This is a genomic window from Synergistaceae bacterium, assembly GCA_031272035.1.
Classification (GTDB): Bacteria; Synergistota; Synergistia; order Synergistales; family Aminobacteriaceae; genus JAISSA01.
Genome location: JAISUO010000039.1, coordinates 1 through 21,127 on the forward strand (window position 1 = coordinate 1; position 21,127 = coordinate 21,127).

Below are 21,127 nucleotides of genomic sequence, written 5' to 3' on the forward strand. Positions count from 1 at the left end.
TAATGTTTGAATATCACTGCTTTTAGCTATTCTAACTTTATAAGCAGCGAACCGGTGAAGTATGAGCCGCGTGAGTCGCTTAGTTTCTTCATCAGGCCTTTTATTTCAAATTGGTATGAGAAGGTTCCATTCCGTTAAATTCACTCATAAAAATATCATAAACTTTTGCATTTACAAACGTTATAAATCGACATAGACTCAAAGGCATAATAAAACAAGAGTAATACGGGACTTTTTATTCGTATTATAAATATTTGTAATGAAAAAGAGGCAAAACGAGTGACAAAAAGAACGACACAGTTATTGATTCTGCTCCTGACGCTGATTCTGTCGCAGGGAACGGTCTCCTTTGCGGAAACGGCGCGGCTCCGGAATACCCTGGCTCTGGGGAACAACCCCCTGGAATCCGGGCGGAGGGCCGTCATTTCCGCACCGACGGACAACTCCGCCACAGACCTTTTTGAACCTGAAAAAGAGGACAAAAATATTGACCAATATAGTCCAAACTCTCTGCCTGTTTCCGGTCCCGTGCTCCCGCCGACCCCCAAAGCGATTCCCTCAGCGTTGATGCCGCCGGTGTCCATCACGCTGGAACCTCAGGGAGGAGTGATGATCGTGGGAAGGAAACTGAAACTGAAGCCGACGGTTTATCCCGTCAGCGCGGATCAGAATCTGATCTGGAGAACCAGCGACTGGAGGGTGGCCACGGTGTCGAGGGGCGTCGTCCGGGGCAAACGTCCGGGGTCTGTGACGATCATCGCCGTGTCCAAAGCAGACCCGACGGTAAAGGCCAGGGCTCGAATTCTGGTCATGTCCGCCCCCTGGGGCTGGGAAAACCCCGATACTCTGCCTCTGCTCAGCGCGAGGGGCGACATCTCCAACGCCGGCTGCAACACGGGATTCACGGTGGCGGGAGCCCTCATCCTGCTGCTGCTCACGGTCGCTCTGCGAAGGAAAAAATAAAAATGAAAATACGAGTTTTACGGCTGCGCGACAGTCTGCGTTCTCTCCTGACAGAACACAACGGCGGCCGGGGAAGATCAGGCCCCCGCCGCCGCGTGCAACCGCAAATATCAGTTTTTTTGACTTTCCTGATTCTTATTATCTTAAAGCTGCGGAACCTTCAATCCCTTTTCGGTGTAGTACTTTGCCGCGCCCGGGTGCACCGGAACCGCGGGAGCCTCCAGAGCCTTGTCGAGGGAGATCAGTTTGGCCTTGTCATGAACGGGTTTCAGCTCGTCGAGGTTCTCGAAAATGGCCTTCGTGATGTTGTAAACCAGGTCGTCGGACAGAGAAGCGTCACAGACCAGCACCGCCAGCACCGCCGCCGTCAGGGTGTCGTGGTTCACGCCCGCGTAGGCTCCCGCCGGAATGACGTCCTTCGTGAAGAAGGGATAGGTCTTCAGCAGTTTATCCAGCAGGCCCTCGTCCAGGGGAACGATGTCGATTTCCTTCTGGGCCGCCAGAGACATGATCGCGGAGGTCGGGTAACCCGTCAGCAGGAATCCCGCCGCAAGCTGGTCGTCCTGAAGCCGCTCCGCCGTCTGAGCGTAATCCTGAAAATCCGGCTTGAAATCGTCATAGGACATACCCGCGACTTCCAGAACGAGCTTCACGCTGGCTTCCACACCGGACCCCGGCGCGCCCACGGAAACCCTCTTTCCCCTGATGTCGTCGAGCTTCGTGACGCCGCTGCCCTTGAGGGTCACGCAGTGCAGATGTTCGGGATACAGCGAGGCGATCATCCGCAGGTTGGTGATCGGCGCGGTGAAGGGCTTTTCCCCCTTGGATGCGCGATAGGCCACGTCGTTCTGCACGATCCCCATCGTCACCTCATGGGTCGACAGAAGGTTGATGTTCGCCGCGGAGGCGTTGCTCGTCTCCGCCGTCACCTCAACATCCGGAACGTGAGAGCTGATCACCTGCGCAAGCCCGCCGCCCATAGGATAGTAAACGCCGGCCACTCCGCCGGTGGCGATGGACAAAAACGTCTTCGCCTCCGCGCCCCCCGCACAGAGTACCCCCACCAAGACTGCCGCACACAGCAAAAGGCACGTTTTTTTCACAATCCTGACCTCCTCTTTTTGTGATGGTACATATATGATGGTACATAACTGAATATAATTAAAAAAACATTTTTTGCAAGGAGTTTTTCGCTTATAATGTCACTCATAACCAAAAAATTTCTTCAAAAAAGTGGCAGAATATATTAAAAATTGCGTTCATCCAGACTTTTATTTCTGTAAATCAGATCGGGGCGCGAGATGAAGCCCATTTTTTCCCAAAAAGCGTTTCCCACGGCGTTGTCGGCAAACACCACCAGGGCGGACTTGCGGATCCCCTGTTTTTTCAGGGCCCTCAGAGCCTCCTCCAGCAGAGCCCGGCCCAAACCCTGCCGCCGGCAGGCGGGGATCACCAGAAAATGATAGATGTACCCCCGGCGTCCGTCGTGGCCGCAGAGCAGAACGCCCAGGATTTTTTCGTTTTTGTCGTCCATCGCCAAAAAGCAGGTGGAGGGGTTTCGCCGCAGGAACTGCTCGATTCCCTCCCGGGAGTCGTCCAGCGTCCGCAGCCCCACGCCCTCCGTCTCCCGCCAGAGCCTGTAAACGGCGTCATAGTCCGCCACCGTCATTTCCCGAATGTTTATCATTTTAAAGCTCAGGGGAGTGTCGCAAACCTTCGATCCGCCCGCTCCCCTGAAACCCCCTTTTTATATTGTGACGAGTTCGTAACGGCCTGTGCCCAGACCGATTTTTTCAGCGTATTCGATCTGAACTTTCCAGTCCGTGTCCGGGTGAATGTCGGTGAAGTGGTCTTTGTGGGTGTGTTCCCGCTCCGAGAGAATGCTGGAGGAAATCCCCGGAGCCGCGTTGACGGCGTCGATGCAGGCCTTGTCCAGAGCCACCGGATCAAAGGAGGCAAAAATCCCGATGTCCGGCACCACGGCGGCGTCGTTCTCCCCGTGGCAGTCGCAGTAGGGAGAGACCTGATTGACCACGCTGATGTGAAAACCGGGCCGCCCCGACAGGACCGCCTTGCAGTATTCCGTCATTCGACAGTTGACGTCCTGCCCGCTGCTCCAGCTCGCGGGAGAGATGGCGTGGGCGTTGCAGGTCCCGATGCACCGGCCGCAGCCCACGCATTTTTCGACGTCCACCACCGCCCTGCCCTCCGCGCCGAAGGAAATGGCCTTCTGCGCGCAGTAGCGGGAACAGATCCGGCAGCCCACGCAAACTTCCGCCTTAACTTTCACCTTTCCGCCGCAGTGCATGTTCATCTTTCCGGCCCGGCTTCCGCTCCCCATGCCGATGTTCTTGATGGCGCCGCCGAAGCCCGTCACCTCGTGCCCTTTAAAGTGATTGAGCGACACCACCACGTCGGCGTCCATGATGGCCCGGCCAATCAGGGCGGTTTTGCAGTATTGGCCGCCTTCCACCGGAACTTCCACGTCGTCGGTTCCCTTCAGCCCGTCCGCGATGATGTTCTGACACCCGGTGGAAAGGGGGAAATAGCCGTTTTCCGCGGCCGCGTCCAGGTGGACCAGAGCGTTGTTGCGCCGCCCCACGTAGAGCGTGTTGCAGTCCGTGAGGAAGGGCAGACCCCCCAGGGCTTTGATGCGATCGGCCACCGTCTTCGCGAAGTTGGGCCTCAAAAAGGCGAGATTTCCCGGCTCTCCAAAGTGAATCTTGATGGCCGTGTATTTGTCCCGAAAATCGATTTGCTGAATGCCGGCCTGCACCATCAGCGCGTCCAGCTTCTCCAGCAGACTGACTCCCACTTTGCAGCGCATATCGGTAAAGTACACTTTAGACGCAGTCATTTCCCTACCCCTCCCTGATTATGCCGCCTCGTACAAAACCCTTATGGAAGCGGGACCGCAGCGGTCGAACCCCCAGGCTATTTTCGCGACAGCGGCCCCTCTATATCCAGAATCTTACTTATAATAATTTTATTTTAAATTTTTTAATAAAATGGTCGGGATGGTAGGAAAGTTTGGCGTCCCGGAGTCCCTGGCTGCCCATGTCTTCCTCGCGGTTGACCCAGAGGCAGGACTGACCCTGACGTTCCAGGAAAAAGCGGTTGAGGGCCTGATAGACCCCGGAGTAATCGCTGTCGGCTTTTTCAAAACGAATGTCGATGATCTCGGGGGAGAGCTCTTCGGCAATGGTGTAGGCGACGACTTTTCCGTCCACCCGCAGCATGGCGCCGCTGAGAGGAAGCGTCTCCCACAGCTCCAGCGCCCGGTGAATGGCCTGATCCTCCGCGCAGAGCAGCGGGTTGTCCCCGCAGTTGCGGCGGGCGCACCACTCCGCCTGAAAGGCCAGAAGATCGTCGAAGTCCTCGGGCAGCAGGGGGACGTACTCCCAGTTGTAGCTGTCGGTGAAGGACCGAACGTGGGTGCGCTTGTGGTCGTATTTGCGTCCCTTCAGCTCTCGAAGGGCCGGAGCGGAGTAAATGTATTCCCACTCGTTCCGAAGCTCCTCCATTTGAATGCGCTCCCGCAGCTTTTCCGGAAAATACCCCACGAGGGCCTCCGGCACGTCCAGGAGCTCCCCTCCCCTCCCCGGAAAACGCTCCAGGACTTCCTCCCAGTTCAGGGCGTCCCAGGGGCCCACAGGGGCCAGCAGCCCCTCTCTGTGGCCGTGAGAGCGTATCCAGCACAGCCCGGAATCCCAGGCCAGTTCGGTGGGTTCGGACTCGTCCCATCCCCACAGAGCAAAAAAAGAATACTCAGAACATTTCTCCGGCGTCTGGGCGTACAGAGCGGAATATCGCTCCCGGTCGGCAAAACTCAGCGGTGTAAAAGGCAACATATTTCAACTTTCATCCTTCCTCAGCGGCTCTTTTAGTTCCCACTCGAAAAAAGGAAAGAAATCCTGCGAAAATCCAGCGGGGCTTCTCTCCAAAATTCTTCGTTACCCCCCTATTATAGTCGCTTCCGAACGGATTTTCTCATTTATTTTCCCGTTCATGCAGGCGGGCCGGACGACAAAAAAAGCGGCACCCTGGGGGCCGCCTTCGAAAAAACCAAAACCGTGAAAGCTTTTACTTCTTTTTTGCGCCGGGCTTTGCCTTCATTTTGAGAACTTTTTCCTTCAGATCCTTGCCAGGACGGAAAACGGGAACTTTCTTCGCGGGAATCTTGACGATCTTGGAGGGATCCTGAGGATTGCGGCCCTCGCGAGCGGCGCGATCCTTCACCTCAAAAACGCCAAAACCGACGAACGTGCACTTCTCGCCCTTGGACAACGCGGTTTGGATAGAATCGAAAACAGCCTCTACAACCGGAATTACGTCCTTCTTCTTCGCTCCAAGACTATTCGCGATCCCATCAATAAGTTCAGCCTTTGTCACAACTTACACCTCCACGGAAAGATTTTCCTGCATTCTATCAGGCATTATAAAATATGCAAGGCCCTGGACAGGTAATTTAGGACGATTTTTACACAAAAAATGCAAAATGAATCTATAGACCTATGCTATTTAGTTCTATAGACTCACAAAATTTTGTATTTTTACGTTGACAGTCCATCCGACAGTGTACATGGCTGGAGAAAATTTTGAATGAATATGATACTCTTGGCGGAGATGTTGATGATGAAAGGAGATGTATCGCAATGAAGGAAGTAAAGCTGTTTTTGATGGAAACCTGTCCCCATTGCAAAAAGGCTCTTGCGCTGATGGAGGAAATTCTTGCCGCGCACCCGGAGTACAAAGCCGTGGAAGTGAAGAAAATCGACGAGACGAAAGAGGCGGACTACGCTGCCACGTTCGACTACTACTACGTTCCAACGTTCTACGTGGGGGACGAAAAAATCCACGAGGGCGTCCCCTCCAGGGAAGCGATCGAAAAAGTCTACGCGGCGGCTTTGGCCTGACGACGCAAACGAAAGGCGGAGACGGAATCGGTTTTTCCGGTTCCGTTTTTTTTTGCGGATTCCTTCCTGCTTGATTTTACTGGATTCATCTGAATTACTCCGAATGATTTTTGATGGTTATTCACATTATCCACAGGAGTTATCCACATGAGCGTTCACGAGTGACTTTCAACCATTCCATTTTTTTTCAGGCGGAAAGGAAGGAACTTCAAAGGCCGGAGCAGCTTCGTTCTTTTGTCGGAAACCCTCTTTTCTTAACGAACTTTTAACGCCTCCCGACGGAACGACCGGAGTGAATGTTACGAAAGTGAATGTTATAATAGTATCAAAATAAAGTGAATGCTGAACTTATTTTTTGGCTAATTCACAATATTGCCTTTTTGGATAATAAAATTGTACAATCTGAAAAATCAAAGCCCGCGACAATCGCGATAATACTGTTGAACGGGCTGTGTTTGTGCGCTTGAGGTTTTACGCGAAAAAATGGTTTTTCGCGAGGGATACCATAGACAAAAATGAGGAGGTCCTGGGTATGAAAAAGTGTCTGGTCTTATTGGTGCTTGTTCTGTCGGTGTGCGTTTTGGTCTTGTCGAGCGGCGGAGCCGCTTCCGCCGCGCCTTATCGGGTGAATATCGCCACGGCCACAACAGGCGGCGCGTACTACCCCATCGGTAACGCGATGGCGCAGATCTGGAGCACGCAGCTGGACGGAAAGGTCCGCGCCTCGGCGCAGTCCACGGCGGGAACGCCTCAGAACATCGAGCTGATGCAGAACGACGAGGTGCAGATCGCCATCGGACAGAACGGAATCTGCTACTACGCCTACTACGGCACGGACATCTACGAGGGCAAGGCGGGGTTCCCCTACACCAGCATGAGGGGTATGTTCACTCTGTACCCCAACGTCATGCAGTGGGTCATCCGGAAGGGTCTCAACATCAAAAGCGTCGCCGACCTGAAGGGCAAGCACATCGTCCCCGGCCAGGTCGCCAGCGCCACGGAGATCAACAGCCGGGAAATGCTGGCCGCCTACGGCCTCAACTACATGAAGGACAAGGGTGAGGTCACCGTCACAGCCGAGTATCTGGGCTACAACGAGGCCGCCGACCAGATGAAGAACGAGCAGATCGACGCCACCCACATCGCCGGCGGAGTCCCCACGGCGGCCGTCATCGACATGCTGTCCTCCGACGCGGGAGAGCTGCTCTCCATGGAAGCGGACAAAATCAAGATCATCTGCGACAAGTATCCCTGGTATTTCCCCTTCACCATCCCCGCGGGCACCTATCCCAAGCAGGATAAGGACGTGTACACCATCGCCCTGTCCAACATCCTTTTCACCGACGCCAAGTATCCGGACGACCTGGTCTACATGCTGACGAAGGCCACCTACGACTTCCACAGCGACATGGTCCTCGGCCACAGCGCCACGGAGTACACGGTGGTGGAGAACGCCTTCAACGGCATGACGGTTCCCCTGCACCCCGGCTCCATCAAATACTTCGAGGAAAAGGGCATCACCGTTCCCGCCAATCTGAAGCCCGCGAAATAGTTCGGAAAAACCATTGAACCCTCCGACAATCCAGGCTTTTTTAAATAAAGAGTCTGGATTGTCCTTTTTTTAAAAATTCATACTGGAGGCTGACATTATGCCTGATGACGCAATCTCCGCAAGCAAACCGACGGAAGAGATTTCGCAGGCCAAAGCGGAAGAAGTGCTCGGGGAGATCGACAGGGAATCGAGTTTCCGCAGATACGCCGGCCGCTGGGCGGCCATCGTCTCGGTCATTACCATTGTGATGTCCCTGTACCACCTCGTAACCTCCTCCGGATACTGGATGCTGCCCGCCATGCAGCACCGCAGTGTCCACCTCGCTTTCCTCATGGGTCTCACCTTCCTGCTCTATCCCGCGTTTGGAAAAAAGAAAAAAGGCGCCGCGCCGTCGATCTGCGATCTGATCTGGTGCGCGTTCGGCGTCGTGTCCAGCATTTATCTGCTCTTTTACTTCGACGAGTTCAGCATTCGGGGCACGGCCATCACGAGGGACTACGTCATGGGGGCCATCGTCACCGTCTGCGTTCTGGAGGCCACGAGGCGTTCCGTGGGCAAGGAGCTCATGCTGCTCTCTCTCGTCTTTCTGGCCTACGGGTTCTGGGGCGAGTACATTCCGGGGGTCCTGGGGCACACGGGCTTCTCGGTGCGGCGGATCATCTACCAGACCTACCTTTCCTCCGAGGGCATCTTCGGCGTGGCGCTGGGGGTCTCCGCCACCTACATCTTCCTCTTTATCCTCTTCGGCGCCTTTCTGGCAGAGACGGGCATGGGGGGCTTCATCAAGGACCTGGCCCTCTGCATCGCCGGCCGGACCATCGGCGGAGAGGCCAAGGTGGCCATCGTGACCTGCGGGCTCATGGGGATGATCAACGGCAGCGCCGTGGGCAACGTGGCGGCGACGGGGACCTTCACCATTCCCCTCATGCAGAGCGCCGGGTTCAAACCGGTGTTCTCCGCCGCGCTGGTGGCCGCCGCGGGCACGGGAGGAATGATCATGCCGCCTGTGATGGGGGCCGCCTCCTTCATCATGGCCGAGTACCTGCGGATGGACTACGGCAAAATCATGCTGGCGGCGGCGATACCGGCCATTCTCTACTACATCTCCCAGTACGCCTACGTCCACGTGGAGGCGATCCGCCTGGGGATGAAGCGCGTGCCCAGCAGTCAGATTCCCTCCGTGTTCTCCGTCATGCGCCGTGAAGGCTACATGATCATCCCGGTGGTGGTCATCGTGTGGCTTCTGCTCAAGGGACGCACGCCCCTCTACGCGGCCTTCTACGGCATTTTGAGCTCTGTTTTTGTGACCAGCGTCGCCAGTATCTTCAAAGGCACCTTTGTGGCGACCCTGAAAATATACGTCCGGGCTCTGGAACAGGGGGCCCGTCAGAGCGTCAGCGTCGGAGTGGCCTGCGCGGTGGTGGGCATCATCAACGGCATCACCAACATGAGCGGGCTGGGCCTCGTTCTCGGCAACAGCATCGTCTCCCTGGCTCAGGGCAGCATCTTCTTCACGGCCTTCCTGACCATGATCGTCTCGATTATTCTGGGCATGGGCCTGCCCACCACGGCCTGCTACATCATCACGGCCACCATCGCGGCCCCGGCCCTGCTGAAAATGAAGGTCAACCCCCTGGCGGCCCACATGTTCTGCTACTACTTCGCCTGCCTGTCGAACCTGACGCCTCCCGTGGCCATCGCCTCCTACGGCGCGGCCGGCCTGTCCGGGCAGAACCCCTCGGAGGTGGGCTGGACGGGGTTCCGCATAGCCCTTCCGGGGTTCGTCATCCCCTTCACCTTCATCTACGCTCCGGCGCTGCTCTTCGTCAACAGCACGGTGGGTGAGATCGTGCTGGCGACGGTTTCCGCCTTCATCGGCGTCGTGGCAGCCGCCGTGGCCATGCAGGGCTACACCACCCGGCCCCTCAGCGTTTTCTTCAGGCTTATGCTCTTCGCCGGATCTCTGCTCCTGATCATTCCGGGGGTCGCCACCGACATCGCGGGCATCGTCATCGTCCTCGGGCTCTTCCTGTACCTGAAGTACACCACCCCCAAATCCGAAACGGCGGCGTAAATAAAAATAAATCCTGAACAGTAAATCCTGAATCTGAGGAAAGTCAGTGAAAAATATGGATATCACACTCAAATATGGAAGAAAGGAAGTCCGGCTCTCCCTCCCCGACCGCAACGTTCTGGGGGTGCTGGAGCCCTCCGCGTCCCTGCCCCCCATAAAGGACCTGGGGGCGGCCGTCCGGGCCGTCCTCGCGACCCCCACCGCCGGCCCCTCTCTGTCGGCGCTGATGGAGGAGAAAAAGCCCCGCGGAATCGCCATTATCGTCAACGACATGACGCGCTCCACCCCCACTTACGACGTTCTGCCGCCTCTTCTGGAGGAGCTGACGCGGCTGGGGGCGACTCGGGAGTCCATCACCATCGTGGTCGCCACGGGGACCCACCGGGCCATGACCCCGGAGGAAATCGAGAAGGCCGTGGGCGGCGGCGTGGTTTCGGCGGGGTGGAAAATCGTCAACCACGACTGCGACGCGCCGGACCTGGTGGACATGGGGACCCTCCCCACCGGCAACAAAATGAAGGTCAACAAAATCGTGGCGGAGTCGGACCTCCGCATCGCCATCGGCGAGGTGCTGCTGCACTACTACGCCGGATTCGCGGGGGGCCGGAAAAGCATCCTGCCCGGCGTGGCGGGCCGTGAGACGGTCATGCGCAACCACGCCATGATGACCGCCCCCGGGGTGGGAATCGGCCTGCTGGAGGGAAACCGGGTCTACGAGGAAACGGACGTGGCGGTGGAGAAGTTCTGCCCACTGCACTTCATCGTCAACCTCGTCTCCGACAGCCACAAAAACGTGGTCCGCGTGGTGGGCGGCCACTTCCGGGACGCCTGGATGGAGGGCGTGAAGACCTTCCGGGCCATGAACTTCGTCTCCATCCCCAAACGGGCCGACGCCGTCATCGTCTCCGCCGGCGGCTACCCGAAGGACATCAACATGTACCAGGCCCACAAGGGAATCTACATGGCCTCCCGGGCCGTGCGGAACGGCGGCGCCATGGTTTTCTTCGCCGAGCTGGAGGAAGGCTACGGCCACAAGGTTTTTGCGGAATGGGCGGAACGGGGCTGGACAAAGGAACAGGTGATGCGGGAGTTCGAGGCGGAGTTCCGCTTCGGCGCCCACAAGCTCTACTACATGGCCACCCACGCCCGGGACTTCGACATGTACCTTTACTCGAAGATGAACGAACGGGAAAGCCGCCTGATGTTCTGCGAAAAGATCGACAAAACCGACGACGTGCTTCCCATGCTGCAAAAACGCTTCGGCGAGGATTTCACCGCCTGGGTGATCCCTCAGGGGGGCATCGTCCTCCCGAATCCGGCGGACTGATACGGCTCTGAAGTTAAGGCTGAAATTGAAGTTGAAAAGGGGATAGAAATATTGACTGATATTGATCTCAATTACGATGTTCTGGTTATAGGAGCCGGAGTCGTGGGCTGCGCCATCGCCCGGGAGCTCGCCCGCCACAAAAAAACCGGCGGAGAGCGGCTGAGGGTGGCCGTGGTGGACAAGGAGCCGGACGTGAGCCTTGGGACCAGCAGCCGCAACAGCGCCGTGGTTCATTCCGGCATCAACTACGCTCCCGGCACCGAGCGGGCCGTTCTCGACGTGAAGGGCAACGCCATGATGGACAAACTCTGCGGGGAACTGAAGGTTCCCATCAAACGAATCGGCAAGCTCACCGTGGCCCTGACGGAGGGAGACCTTCCGGGGCTTCACAAGCAGAAAAATCAGGGAGAGGCCAACGGCGTTCCCGGCATGGAGCTGATGGACAACGCGAAGATGCAGACCATCCAGCCGGGAATCGAGGGGATTCTCGGGCTTTGGACCCCCACAAGCGCCATTATTTCCTCCTTCGGCCTCACCATCGCTCTGGCCGAAAACGCCCATGCCAACGGAGTGGACTTCCATCTGAACTACGCGGTGAAGTCCATTGCCCGCCCGGGAAAGCCCGGAGACCCCTTCGAGGTTCGAAGCGCCGACGGCAGAACCTGCAGATCCGCGCTGGTGGTCAACGCCGCGGGGCTCCACTGCGACGAGGTCAGCGCCATGGTGGGGATAACGAACGTCAAAATCTGGGCCTGCCGGGGAGAATATTACGTGCTGGACAAGCGGCTGGACGGCACGCTGAAAACCCTGATCTACCCCGTTCCCGGTCCCAACGACCCCGGCCTGGGGATCCACCTCACCCCCACCGTGGACGGCAACATCCTGATCGGCCCCAGCGCGGTCTACATTCCGGAGGAGGATCGGGAGGACTACCGCGCCACCTCCGCCATCATGGCAGACCTGCGCCGGGAGGGTCTGAGGCTGCTTCCCGACCTCGCCGCCTCGGATTTCATCCGCAGTTTCGCCGGCAACCGCCCCAAGCAGACGCCCCCCGAAAAGGGAGGCAACGCCGATTTCGTCATCGAAGAAACCTCCGTGCCCGGCTTCATTCACCTGCTGGGAATAGAGAGTCCCGGCCTCACCAGCTCCCCGGCCATCGCCCTGAAGGTTAAGGACATGATCGTGAAGCACATTCCTCTGACGGAGCGGACGGATTTCGTCGCCGAGCGGCCCGGCTTCATCGGCACCTTCTCGGAGCTGCCTCTGGAGCAGCGCATGGACCTCATCAAAACCGAGCCGGAGTACGGGGAGATCATCTGCCGCTGCGAGCAGATCACGAAGAAGGAAATCCGGCAGGCCATCGAAAACCCGCTGGGAGTCCGCACCATGGCCAGCATCAAATACCGCGCCCGGGCTCAGATGGGGCGCTGTCAGGGCGGGTTCTGCACGCCCCGGATCGTCCGTATGCTGCGGGATGAGTACGGCTACCGCCCGGAGGACTTTTTTGTGCGGGGCGGAGCTCCCATGTTCGCCGGAAACGTTCGCTCAGAGAAAGGAGGCGATGCCCGATGAGCGCGTCGAAAGTCATCGAGCGCGACCTCGTTGTCATCGGCGGAGGACCGGCCGGACTGGCCGCCGCCATCGCGGCCAAAGAGGCGGGCTGCGACGTGGTCCTGATCGAGCGGGACCGGATTCTGGGGGGAATTCTGAATCAGTGCATTCACGACGGGTTCGGCCTGCACCGCTTCGGCGAGGCTCTGTCGGGGCCGGAATACGCCGGGCGTTTCATCGCTCAGCTGAAGGGGCTGGACGTCCCCGTTCTGCAGAACACCATCGTCCTGAACCTCTCCTCCGACCGTAAACTTCTCGTTTCGCGGATGGGAGAGCTGACGGAAATTCACGCGAAGGCCATCGTTCTGGCCATGGGGTGCCGGGAGCGGACCCGGGGGGCCCTGTCCATCCCCGGCCATCGACCCAGCGGCGTCTACACCGCGGGGGCGGCGCAGAACTTCGTCAACATGGAAAACATCATGCCCGGCAAACGGGTCTGCATTCTGGGGTCCGGAGACATCGGCCTGATCATGGCCCGCCGCATGACCCTGGAGGGGGCGAAGGTGGAGGCCGTTTTCGAGCTGCTCCCCTGGTCCAGCGGGCTTCCCCGCAACATCCGCCAGTGTCTCGTGGACTACGGCATTCCCCTTTATCTGAGCACCACGGTGGTGAACATCTCGGGCATGGGACGCCTGGAGGGGATAACGGTGGCCACGGTGGACGATAAAAGACAGCCCGTCGCCGGAACGGAGAAGTTCTTTCCCTGCGACACCCTGCTGCTCTCCGTGGGTCTGATCCCGGAGAACGAGCTGGCCCGGGAGGCGGGAGTCGCCCTGAGCCCCATCACCGGCGGAGCTCTGGTGGACGCTGACTGCATGACCAGCATCCCTGGAGTTTTCTCCTGCGGCAACGCCCTTCACGTGCACGACCTGGTGGACCGGGTCTCCGAGGAGGCGGAGCGGGCGGGACGCGCCGCCGCGGCCTTCGTGGCGGGGAAACTCTCCTCCGGCGGAACCGGCGTCTCCATCCTTCCGGGCTCCGGAGTGCGCTACGTCATGCCGGATCATATGACGATTCCGGAAAATCCGGAGGAAACGACTCTGGCCTTCCGGGTGACGACCCCCAAACGGGACGGGGTGGTACGCGCCGCGGCCGGTGATACAATTCTGAAGGAAGAAAAACACCCGCGCCTGCATCCGGCGGAGATGGTGTGGATGCGGCTTTCCGTCGAGGCGCTGAGGGAGCTGAAAAAGAGCGGCAAAGCTCTGGAGGTGAGCGCGTCATGAGCGAGAACAGAATTAAGGGTGAATTTACCTGTGTCGTCTGCCCCAACGGCTGTTTCATCGAGGCGGAGTACCTGGAGGGCGGCTCGGAGGGGCCGAAGCTGCTGTCTCTGGCCGGAAACCAGTGCAAGAGGGGCGAAACCTGGGTGCGTCAGGAGATCGAGACCCCCATGCGCACCATTTCCACCAGCGTGCCGGTTCACGGAGGGGATTTCCTGCTGGCCAGCGTCCGGACGGCCGAGCCCATTCCTCTGGCGAAGGTTCAGGACGTCATGGCCGAAATCCGGAAGACGAGCCTGAACGCGCCTCTGTCCATCGGGCAGGTGGTCCTGAAGAACCCCGCCGGCACCGAAACGGAAATCATCGTCACCCGCAACGTGGCGGCAGCCGGGTAATTTTACGCACATGAGTGACACGAACAACACATGAGTTACACGGCAGTTGACAGTTTGCATCAATTACTTTAAAATCATAAAATATTTTTTGGACAGAAAAATAAAACTCAAAATTAAACTCAGGAAAGGAGTAAGCGGACATGACGAAGCGGTTGAGGATGCACCTGTGCACTTTGAATTTCAGCCTTCTCCTCCTCGGACTTTACGTGAACGCGGACTCCCTTTTCTTTGAGCCGGCGCTTTTCGACGCGTAAACACCGAGAGACGCCAGAAAGCGAAAAACAAAGAATAAGAGGGGTCCGGACGCAAAGTTCGGGCTCCTTTTTTATTTTTAGATTTCTTATTTAAATGTTTCAGAATTTATATCAGTATTTATGTCAAAATCGTAGAGGCTGGAAGGTGAGTATTATGGAGAACATGAAGGACAGGGTACGTATTTTCGATACGACTTTACGCGACGGCGAGCAGGCGGCGGGAGGCAACCTGAACGTCGCCGAGAAACTGCAGATTGCCCGTCAGCTGGGCAAGCTGGGCGTGGATATTGTCGAAGCGGGCTTTCCCGCCGCGTCGCCGGGAGATTTCGACTGCGTCGAGGCCATCGCCAGAGAGGTTCCGGAGCCCATCATAGCCGGACTTTCCCGCACGAGAGAGGAGGACGTCCGGGCCTGTTACGACGCGGTGAAAAAAGCGCCCCGGCACCGCATCCACGTGTTCATCGCCACAAGCCCCATTCACATGGAATATAAACTCAGAATGACGCCCGATCAGGTTCTGGACGAGGTTCGATCCTCCATTTCTCTGGCCCGAAGCCTGGTGGAGGACGTGGAGTTTTCTGCCGAGGACGCCAGCCGCTCGGAGCTGCCCTTCCTGATTCGGGTTTTCAAAGAGGCCGTGGCTGCCGGCGCCGCGACTCTGAATATCCCCGACACCGTGGGATACGCCACTCCGGAGGAATTTCAGCGATTCTGCAAAGCGATCATGGACGGTGTGGAGGCCCCGGAACACGTGATTTACTCCGCTCACTGCCACAACGACCTGGGGCTGGCCGTGGCCAACTCCCTCGCCGGAGTGCAGGCGGGGGTCCGTCAGGTGGAATGCACGATCAACGGTCTGGGGGAGCGGGCGGGCAACGCCTCTCTGGAGGAAATCGTCATGGCGCTGAAGACGCGCTTCGACGAATACGGCCTTTCCACGGGACTGGACACGACGAAGCTCTACCCGGTCAGCGCCCTGGTCTCCCGCCTGTCGGGGGTGCAGGTTCCCCCCAACAAGGCCATCGTAGGAGCCAACGCCTTCGCCCATCAGGCGGGCATTCACCAGCACGGCGTCATGGTCAATCCTCTGACCTACGAAATCATGAAGCCCGGCGACGTGGGAGCCGCGGGCAGCGAGTTGGTGCTGGGCAAACACTCCGGCCGTCACGCCTTCCGGGATCGCATCGAGCGGTTGGGCTTCGCCCTCACGAACGAGCAGATCGACAAGGCTTTTGCTCTGTTCAAACAGCTTTGCGACAGGAAAAAAGACCTTTCCGACGAGGATATTGCCGCCCTGATCGCCGACGAGGTTCTGCCCTTCGCCGGAGACAACCTTTACGATCTTCGCCACTGTTCCGTCAAAACCGGCGAAGGTCCCACTCTGGCCGTCATTACGCTGGCCAACGGAAAGGGAGACATCAGCGACGCCGCCACGGGCAACGGCCCCATCGACGCGGCCTATCGCGCCATCCGCCGGGCCATCGACCTGGAACCCGAACTGCTCACCTTCAACATCAAGGCCACCAGCGACCGTTCGGACGCTCTGGGAGAAACCACGGTGACGCTGCGCTCCGGCTCCGTCACAGCCCCCGGACGCGGGGTCAGCACGGACATCATCGAATCCGCCGTCAAGGCGTTCGTCAACGGAGTCAACCGCCTTCACGTGCTGGCGGCGGCCAAGGGCGTCGAGCTTACGAAAAAGCGCGCAAATTATATCGAATGAAGAAGGTTCTGAAGAGGCAGCAGGTTCGGAGTAAAAGGGACTTTGCCTCTTCGGGCCTAAAATCGAACAGGGGGGTATTACAATGAGCAGTTTCACCATGGCGGAAGCCATCATCGCGGCGCACACCAAGGATCCCGTCGCGCCGGGCAACATCTGCGGGGTCAGCGTGGACTTCGCCTTCGCAAACGACATTACAGCGCCGCCTTCCATCAGAGAATTCGCCAACATGGGGGCCGAAAAGGTCTTCGATCCGCAGCGCTGCGCGATTTTGCCCGACCACTTCACGCCGAACAAGGACATCGCCTCCGCGGAGCAGGCTAAAATCTGCCGGGATTTCGCCCGTAAACAGGGCATGCTCTACTGGGAGGTGGGGCGCGTGGGGGTGGAGCACGCCTTCCTCCCCGAGCAGGGCTACGTCCTTCCGGGAGAGATCATTCTCGGCGCCGACAGCCACACCTGCACCGGCGGCGCGCTGGGGGCGCTGGCCACGGGCGTCGGCTCCACGGACCTGGCTGCGACCTGGGCTCTGGGGACCACCTGGCTGCGCGTCCCGGAAACCTGCCGCGTGGACTTCGAGGGCAGCCCCTCCCAGTGGATCGGAGGCAAGGACCTGATCCTCGCCGTCATCGGCAAACTGGGCGTCGAGGGGGCGCGTTACATGGCGCTGGAGTTCCACGGAGAGGGCCTTTCCAAACTGCCTCTGGACGGGCGCATGACCATGGCCAATATGGCGATCGAAGCGGGGGGCAAGGCAGGGCTTTTCGTCCCGGACGAGGCGGTTCTGGCCCACGTCAAAAAACGCGCGAAACGCCCCTTCAAAGCCATCTGTCCCGACGAGGGAGCCGCTTACGCGAAAAGAATCTCCATCGACCTGGATAAACTGGAGCCTGTGGTGGCGCTGCCCCATCTGCCGGAGAACGTCAAAACGGCCAAAGAATGCAAAAATATTGAAATCGACCAGGTCTTCATCGGCTCCTGCACCAACGGACGAATGACCGACATCGAACAGGCCGTGAAAATTCTCAAAGGCCGCAAAATTCACGACCGCGTGCGCCTGATCGTCATCCCCGCCTCCTACGAGGTTTACAACGCCTCGCTGGAGAAGGGCTATATCCGCGATTTGACCGAGGCCGGCGCGGTGATTTGCACCCCCACCTGCGGCCCCTGCCTTGGCGGGTACATGGGCATTCTGGCGGGAGGCGAGCGCTGCGTCTCCACCAGCAACCGCAACTTCGTCGGTCGTATGGGCAGCACAAAGAGCGAGATCATCCTGGCCGGGCCGATGGTCGCGGCGGCGAGCGCCCTTTTCGGACGCGTCGCGGATCCCCGGGAAGTCGAATAAAGGAGTGACGGCTATGAACACGATATTGACAGGCAAAGTCTGGAAGTACGGCGACAACGTGGATACGGACGTCATCATTCCGGCGCGTTACCTCTCCACCAGCATTCCCTCGGAGCTGGCCCCCCACTGCATGGAGGACATCGACTCCACCTTCATAAAAGAGGTGAAGGCCGGCGACATCATGGTCGGAGGCAGCAACTTCGGCTGCGGTTCCAGCCGGGAGCACGCGCCGCTGGCCATTGCGGGAGCGGGAATTTCCTGCGTTATCGCCGTCTCCTACGCCCGGATTTTCTATCGCAACGCGATTAACGTGGGGCTTCCGATTTTCGAGTGCCCCGAGGCCGTGAAGGGCATCGAGAAGGGCGACACGGTGGAGGTCGATCTGGAAAAGGGAACCATCACCGACAAAACCAAAGGGAAAACCTGGACGGCGAACCCCTTCCCGCCCTTCCTGCGGGATCTGATCGGAGCCGGCGGACTGGTGCCCTGGGCCCGCAAAAAGCTTAAAGAGGTGCGCAAATGAAGCGCCATAAAATCGCTCTTCTGCCTGGAGACGGCATTGGCCCGGAAGTGACCGCGGAGGCCGTGAAAGTTCTGGACGCGGCGGGAGCGAAGCACGGTTTCGCCCTGGAGTGGGTTCCCTATCCCTTCGGCGCGGGACATTACAACCGGACGGGGGAGATTCTTCCCGAATCCGTGCTGACGGAAATGGGACAGGCCGACGCCATGCTGCTGGGGGCCGTGGGAGACCCCTCGGTGAAGCCGGGGATTCTGGAGCGGGGCATTCTTCTGAAGCTGCGCTTCCACTTCGATCAATATATCAACCTGCGCCCGGCCCGGAGTTTTGCCGGCGTGCCCTGTCCCGTCCCGCTGGTGGAGGGGACGCGTATCGACTCCGTTGTTGTGCGTGAAAACACGGAAGATTTCTACATGGGCATCGGAACCACGACACAGGACGGCGGCATCGACGTTCCCTTCGAGGCGGAGCGGGGGCTGTACAAACTCTCCGGGAAACTGAGCGCGAAATTCGCCCCCGACTGTCCGGCGGCGCTGCAGATCGGCGCCCTTACCCGTCCGGGGATCGAGCGCGTGACGCGTTACGCCTTCGACCTGGCGAAAAAACGCGGAGAAAAGGAGGTCGTCCTCGCCAGCAAGGCCAACGCCGTTCCCGCGCTCTACGGATTTCTGGACGAAGAAACCCGGCGCGTGGCGAAGGAGTACCCGGACATCGCCCTCAAAATACAGAACGTGGACGCGCTCTGCTACCAGGCGGCGCGAACGCCCACCCGGTACGGCGTCGTCCTGTGCCCGAACCTCTTCGGAGACATCGTCAGCGACCTCATGTCGTCCCTGACGGGAGGGCTGGGGCTGGGAGCCGGAGGCAACATCGGGGACAGCCTGTCGATGTTCGAGCCGGTCCACGGTTCCGCCCCCGACATCGCGGGAACCGGAAAGGCCAATCCTCTGGCCGCGATTCTCTGCGCCGCGATGATGCTCGACCACATCGGAGAGCAGGAGGGGGCCCGCTCCATCGAGGCGGCGGTGACGGCCTGTCTGGGAGAGGGCAGCGCGGCAACCCGTCCCGTGGAGCTGGGGGGTCAGGCCCTCTGCAAAACCGTCGGCGACGCGGTGGCGAAGAAGATATAGCGTGAATTTCGGGGAGGAGCAGTTCTCCTCCCCCCTGATTACGCCGTTTTCAGCCATTTTAATTTGTAAGTAATACCAATTTGCTTTCAACCGAGCGTTAATGAAGAAGCTAATGTTTGAATATCACTGCTTTTAACTATTCTAACTTTATAAGCAGCGAACCGGTGAAGTATGAGCCGCGTGAGTCGCTTAGTTTCTTCATCAGGCCTTTTATTTCAAATTGGTATAAAACGGGTGCAGATCAATACCCGTTCCATTCCGTTATGATGGGGATCACGTCCAGCAGACTGTCGACTTTTGCGGCAATGAGCTTTTCCGTCTCCGGCGTGGGCGGGACAATGTCGGGCGTCAGAATGATGGAGCGGATCCCGGCCCTGTACGCAGCCAGCACGCCGTAGGGAGTGTCCTCCAGAACGAGGCATTTTTCGGGACCGGTTTTCAGTTCGGACAGCACCTGGAGATAGATAGCCGGATCCGGTTTTCCCTTCAGCCCGCCACCGCAGACGACGACGTCGAAGTCATGGTTCAGATGAGCGTGTTTGAGAGAGAATTTTACCTGATCTTCCAGGCTGCAGGACCCCAGTGCCGTCCTGACGCCTTTGTCCTTTAAAAAGGCCAGCAGCTCTCTCAGGCCTTTTTTCACGGGCGTTCCATTTTTTTCGATGTAGTCGAAAACCCAGGCGACGCGGTCATTTCGAACGGCGTCGAAATCGAAACCCTCTCCGAAGTGCTCGGTCATCCGTATTTTGTTGATGTCCTTGTGGAGCCCCACGCAGCTTCTGGCGTATTCTCCCGAAATATCGAAGCCGTGTTTCCTTCCCGCCACAGTCCAACCCCTGAGGTAAAGGGCTTCAGTGTCGAACATCAGCCCGTCCATGTCAAAAATTACGGTCTCGATTTTTTTCTTTTCTTTCTTTTTCTTCTCTTCTATTAAATCTTCTGCCAAAATTCTGTCACTCCTTATACCTTAAAGAAAAAAACGGGGACGTTCTTTTGGTGAACGCCGCCCGTATGCGATCTTTATGGGTTACGACTTCAATCTTGCCGCGTTTCAGTTATATTTTGCCCACAGCTCCGTCCACTTCTGCTGAATTTCGCTCTTGTGCTTCGCGAGGTAGTCTTCGTCCTCCTCCAAAACCTTGATGGTGCTGTAGTCCACCACGTAGGGATTGGCAAGCTTCAAGTGCGTATTGGCGGGACGCAGGGTTCCTGAGGCGTAAATTTTCTGACACTCCTCGGAGGTCAGCCATTCCATGAAAGCCTTTGCCTGTTCCATATGGGGGGCGTTTTTGATGATGCCCGACGCCATGGGAGAAGCCGTGGTTCCTTCTTCCATGTAGACGATCTTCAGGTTCTTCGCGCCGGACTGAAGAAGCTCGATGCAGACGCTTTCGTAAGTCAGCCCCACCACGTACTCGCCCTCGGCCACCTGACGGAACACGGCGGAGGAACTGGTGGTGGTGACGCCGTTCAGGTTCTGGATGAAGGCCTCCAGATAATCCCAGGACGCCTTGCTCTCATAGCCGCCCATGACCAAAAGCTGAGTGGCCAGATGCCGCCACGCGGAGGAGCTGGAGGTGGGGTCCGCGTGAATGATCTTTCCCTTCAGAGCCGGGTTGAGCAGGTCGGCGTAGCCTTTGATCTCCACGCCCAGTTCCTCGGCCAGCTCCGTGTTGACCAGAAGGTTATTGGTCGCGAGCACGAAAGTGCTGAATACTCCGTTTTTGTTGCGATAGGGTTCGGGATAATCGCCGTCGTGGCTGGAAACGTAATGGGCCCACAGGTTCGGATATTTGTTGTAGTCGGAAGGGGTGAGCCCGCCCCACATCACGTCCCCCTGGGGGTTTTCCTTCTCCGCGGAAATCCGGGCGATACATTCCCCGGAGGACCCGGAGATGATGCTCACCTTAACGCCGGTTTTTGCCTCGAAGGGCGGAATGACCCGCGCAATGTTGGCGTCGTCCGTCGGCGTGTAAATAATCAGCTCGCCTCCGATTTTCCCGTCCGCCGCCCCGGCGCGGCCCGTCATGACGAACAGAACCGCCGTAAGCGTCAGAATACACAGACTTATCACTTTTTTCCCATGCAAAGCTCTCATCC

General features: G+C 58.3%; 19 protein-coding genes. 12 read left to right on the plus strand and 7 right to left on the minus strand.

What is annotated here, in order from left to right; translation table 11 throughout:
- Positions 1-279 precede the first annotated feature (279 nt).
- A complete protein-coding gene (locus LBR61_04805; GenBank protein MDR1731395.1) occupies positions 280-963 on the plus strand; it encodes an Ig-like domain-containing protein in 684 nt (227 codons plus the stop codon).
- Between the two features lie 143 nt (positions 964-1,106).
- Here the strand turns inward: LBR61_04805 and LBR61_04810 are convergent, their stop codons facing one another.
- The 5 genes from LBR61_04810 to LBR61_04830 form a co-directional block, all read right to left on the minus strand.
- Positions 1,107-2,066, minus strand: coding sequence for a TAXI family TRAP transporter solute-binding subunit (locus LBR61_04810; GenBank protein MDR1731396.1), 960 nt, complete (start codon positions 2,064-2,066; stop codon positions 1,107-1,109).
- 143 nt (positions 2,067-2,209) lie between these two features.
- Positions 2,210-2,650 carry a GNAT family N-acetyltransferase gene (locus tag LBR61_04815; protein MDR1731397.1) on the minus strand — a complete coding sequence of 147 codons (441 nt, stop codon included), beginning with the start codon at positions 2,648-2,650 and terminating at the stop codon, positions 2,210-2,212.
- Positions 2,651-2,710: 60 nt separating this feature from the next.
- On the minus strand, positions 2,711-3,820 hold the full coding sequence (locus LBR61_04820) for a DUF362 domain-containing protein (protein MDR1731398.1): 1,110 nt from the start codon (positions 3,818-3,820) through the stop codon (positions 2,711-2,713).
- 118 nt (positions 3,821-3,938) lie between these two features.
- A complete protein-coding gene (locus LBR61_04825; GenBank protein ID MDR1731399.1) occupies positions 3,939-4,814 on the minus strand; it encodes a phosphatidylglycerol lysyltransferase domain-containing protein in 876 nt (291 codons plus the stop codon).
- Between the two features lie 232 nt (positions 4,815-5,046).
- The gene (locus LBR61_04830) at positions 5,047-5,355 is read right to left on the minus strand and encodes an HU family DNA-binding protein (protein MDR1731400.1); all 309 of its coding nucleotides are present in this window, start codon (positions 5,353-5,355) and stop codon (positions 5,047-5,049) included.
- Between the two features lie 263 nt (positions 5,356-5,618).
- Between LBR61_04830 and LBR61_04835 the strand changes: the two genes are divergently transcribed.
- From LBR61_04835 to LBR61_04885, 11 genes are all read left to right on the plus strand, one after another.
- A complete protein-coding gene (locus LBR61_04835) occupies positions 5,619-5,879 on the plus strand; it encodes a thioredoxin family protein (GenBank protein ID MDR1731401.1) in 261 nt (86 codons plus the stop codon).
- A gap of 532 nt (positions 5,880-6,411) precedes the next feature.
- A complete protein-coding gene (locus LBR61_04840; protein MDR1731402.1) occupies positions 6,412-7,431 on the plus strand; it encodes a TAXI family TRAP transporter solute-binding subunit in 1,020 nt (339 codons plus the stop codon).
- 97 nt (positions 7,432-7,528) lie between these two features.
- Positions 7,529-9,505, plus strand: coding sequence for a TRAP transporter permease (locus LBR61_04845; protein ID MDR1731403.1), 1,977 nt, complete (start codon positions 7,529-7,531; stop codon positions 9,503-9,505).
- A 55-nt stretch (positions 9,506-9,560) separates the two neighbouring features.
- Positions 9,561-10,832, plus strand: a complete 1,272-nt coding sequence (gene larA / locus LBR61_04850) for a nickel-dependent lactate racemase (GenBank protein MDR1731404.1) — start codon at positions 9,561-9,563, stop codon at positions 10,830-10,832.
- Positions 10,833-10,883: 51 nt separating this feature from the next.
- Positions 10,884-12,404: an NAD(P)/FAD-dependent oxidoreductase gene (locus tag LBR61_04855; protein ID MDR1731405.1), complete on the plus strand. Its 1,521-nt coding sequence runs from the start codon at positions 10,884-10,886 to the stop codon at positions 12,402-12,404.
- Complete coding sequence (locus tag LBR61_04860; protein MDR1731406.1) at positions 12,401-13,669, plus strand: NAD(P)/FAD-dependent oxidoreductase; 1,269 nt, start codon at positions 12,401-12,403, stop codon at positions 13,667-13,669. Before LBR61_04855 ends, LBR61_04860 begins: the two co-directional genes overlap by 4 nt.
- On the plus strand, positions 13,666-14,061 hold the full coding sequence (locus LBR61_04865) for a DUF1667 domain-containing protein (protein ID MDR1731407.1): 396 nt from the start codon (positions 13,666-13,668) through the stop codon (positions 14,059-14,061). Before LBR61_04860 ends, LBR61_04865 begins: the two co-directional genes overlap by 4 nt.
- A 417-nt stretch (positions 14,062-14,478) precedes the next feature.
- Positions 14,479-16,038 carry a 2-isopropylmalate synthase gene (locus tag LBR61_04870; GenBank protein MDR1731408.1) on the plus strand — a complete coding sequence of 520 codons (1,560 nt, stop codon included), beginning with the start codon at positions 14,479-14,481 and terminating at the stop codon, positions 16,036-16,038.
- An 82-nt stretch (positions 16,039-16,120) separates the two neighbouring features.
- Positions 16,121-17,380: a 3-isopropylmalate dehydratase large subunit gene (locus LBR61_04875; GenBank protein MDR1731409.1), complete on the plus strand. Its 1,260-nt coding sequence runs from the start codon at positions 16,121-16,123 to the stop codon at positions 17,378-17,380.
- Between the two features lie 13 nt (positions 17,381-17,393).
- Positions 17,394-17,903, plus strand: coding sequence for a 3-isopropylmalate dehydratase small subunit (leuD, locus tag LBR61_04880; protein MDR1731410.1), 510 nt, complete (start codon positions 17,394-17,396; stop codon positions 17,901-17,903).
- Positions 17,900-19,027: an isocitrate/isopropylmalate dehydrogenase family protein gene (locus tag LBR61_04885; protein MDR1731411.1), complete on the plus strand. Its 1,128-nt coding sequence runs from the start codon at positions 17,900-17,902 to the stop codon at positions 19,025-19,027. Before leuD ends, LBR61_04885 begins: the two co-directional genes overlap by 4 nt.
- 241 nt (positions 19,028-19,268) lie before the next feature.
- Here LBR61_04885 and LBR61_04890 read toward each other — a convergent pair whose 3' ends face one another.
- Positions 19,269-19,973, minus strand: a complete 705-nt coding sequence (locus LBR61_04890) for an HAD family phosphatase (protein MDR1731412.1) — start codon at positions 19,971-19,973, stop codon at positions 19,269-19,271.
- A 105-nt stretch (positions 19,974-20,078) separates the two neighbouring features.
- The coding region (locus LBR61_04895; protein MDR1731413.1) for an extracellular solute-binding protein at positions 20,079-21,127 on the minus strand (1,049 nt) is incomplete at its 5' end.

Bases quoted from the DNA above. Each gene is read 5' to 3' on its own strand.
- LBR61_04815 (MDR1731397.1), bottom strand. From the start codon at position 2,650: ATGATAAACATTCGGGAAATGACGGTGGCGGACTATGACGCCGTTTAC.
- LBR61_04820 (MDR1731398.1), bottom strand. From the start codon at position 3,820: ATGACTGCGTCTAAAGTGTACTTTACCGATATGCGCTGCAAAGTGGGA.
- LBR61_04825 (MDR1731399.1), bottom strand. From the start codon at position 4,814: ATGTTGCCTTTTACACCGCTGAGTTTTGCCGACCGGGAGCGATATTCC.
- LBR61_04835 (MDR1731401.1), top strand. From the start codon at position 5,619: ATGAAGGAAGTAAAGCTGTTTTTGATGGAAACCTGTCCCCATTGCAAA.
- LBR61_04840 (MDR1731402.1), top strand. From the start codon at position 6,412: ATGAAAAAGTGTCTGGTCTTATTGGTGCTTGTTCTGTCGGTGTGCGTT.
- LBR61_04845 (MDR1731403.1), top strand. From the start codon at position 7,529: ATGCCTGATGACGCAATCTCCGCAAGCAAACCGACGGAAGAGATTTCG.
- larA (MDR1731404.1), top strand. From the start codon at position 9,561: ATGGATATCACACTCAAATATGGAAGAAAGGAAGTCCGGCTCTCCCTC.
- LBR61_04860 (MDR1731406.1), top strand. From the start codon at position 12,401: ATGAGCGCGTCGAAAGTCATCGAGCGCGACCTCGTTGTCATCGGCGGA.
- LBR61_04865 (MDR1731407.1), top strand. From the start codon at position 13,666: ATGAGCGAGAACAGAATTAAGGGTGAATTTACCTGTGTCGTCTGCCCC.
- LBR61_04870 (MDR1731408.1), top strand. From the start codon at position 14,479: ATGAAGGACAGGGTACGTATTTTCGATACGACTTTACGCGACGGCGAG.
- LBR61_04875 (MDR1731409.1), top strand. From the start codon at position 16,121: ATGAGCAGTTTCACCATGGCGGAAGCCATCATCGCGGCGCACACCAAG.
- leuD (MDR1731410.1), top strand. From the start codon at position 17,394: ATGAACACGATATTGACAGGCAAAGTCTGGAAGTACGGCGACAACGTG.
- LBR61_04885 (MDR1731411.1), top strand. From the start codon at position 17,900: ATGAAGCGCCATAAAATCGCTCTTCTGCCTGGAGACGGCATTGGCCCG.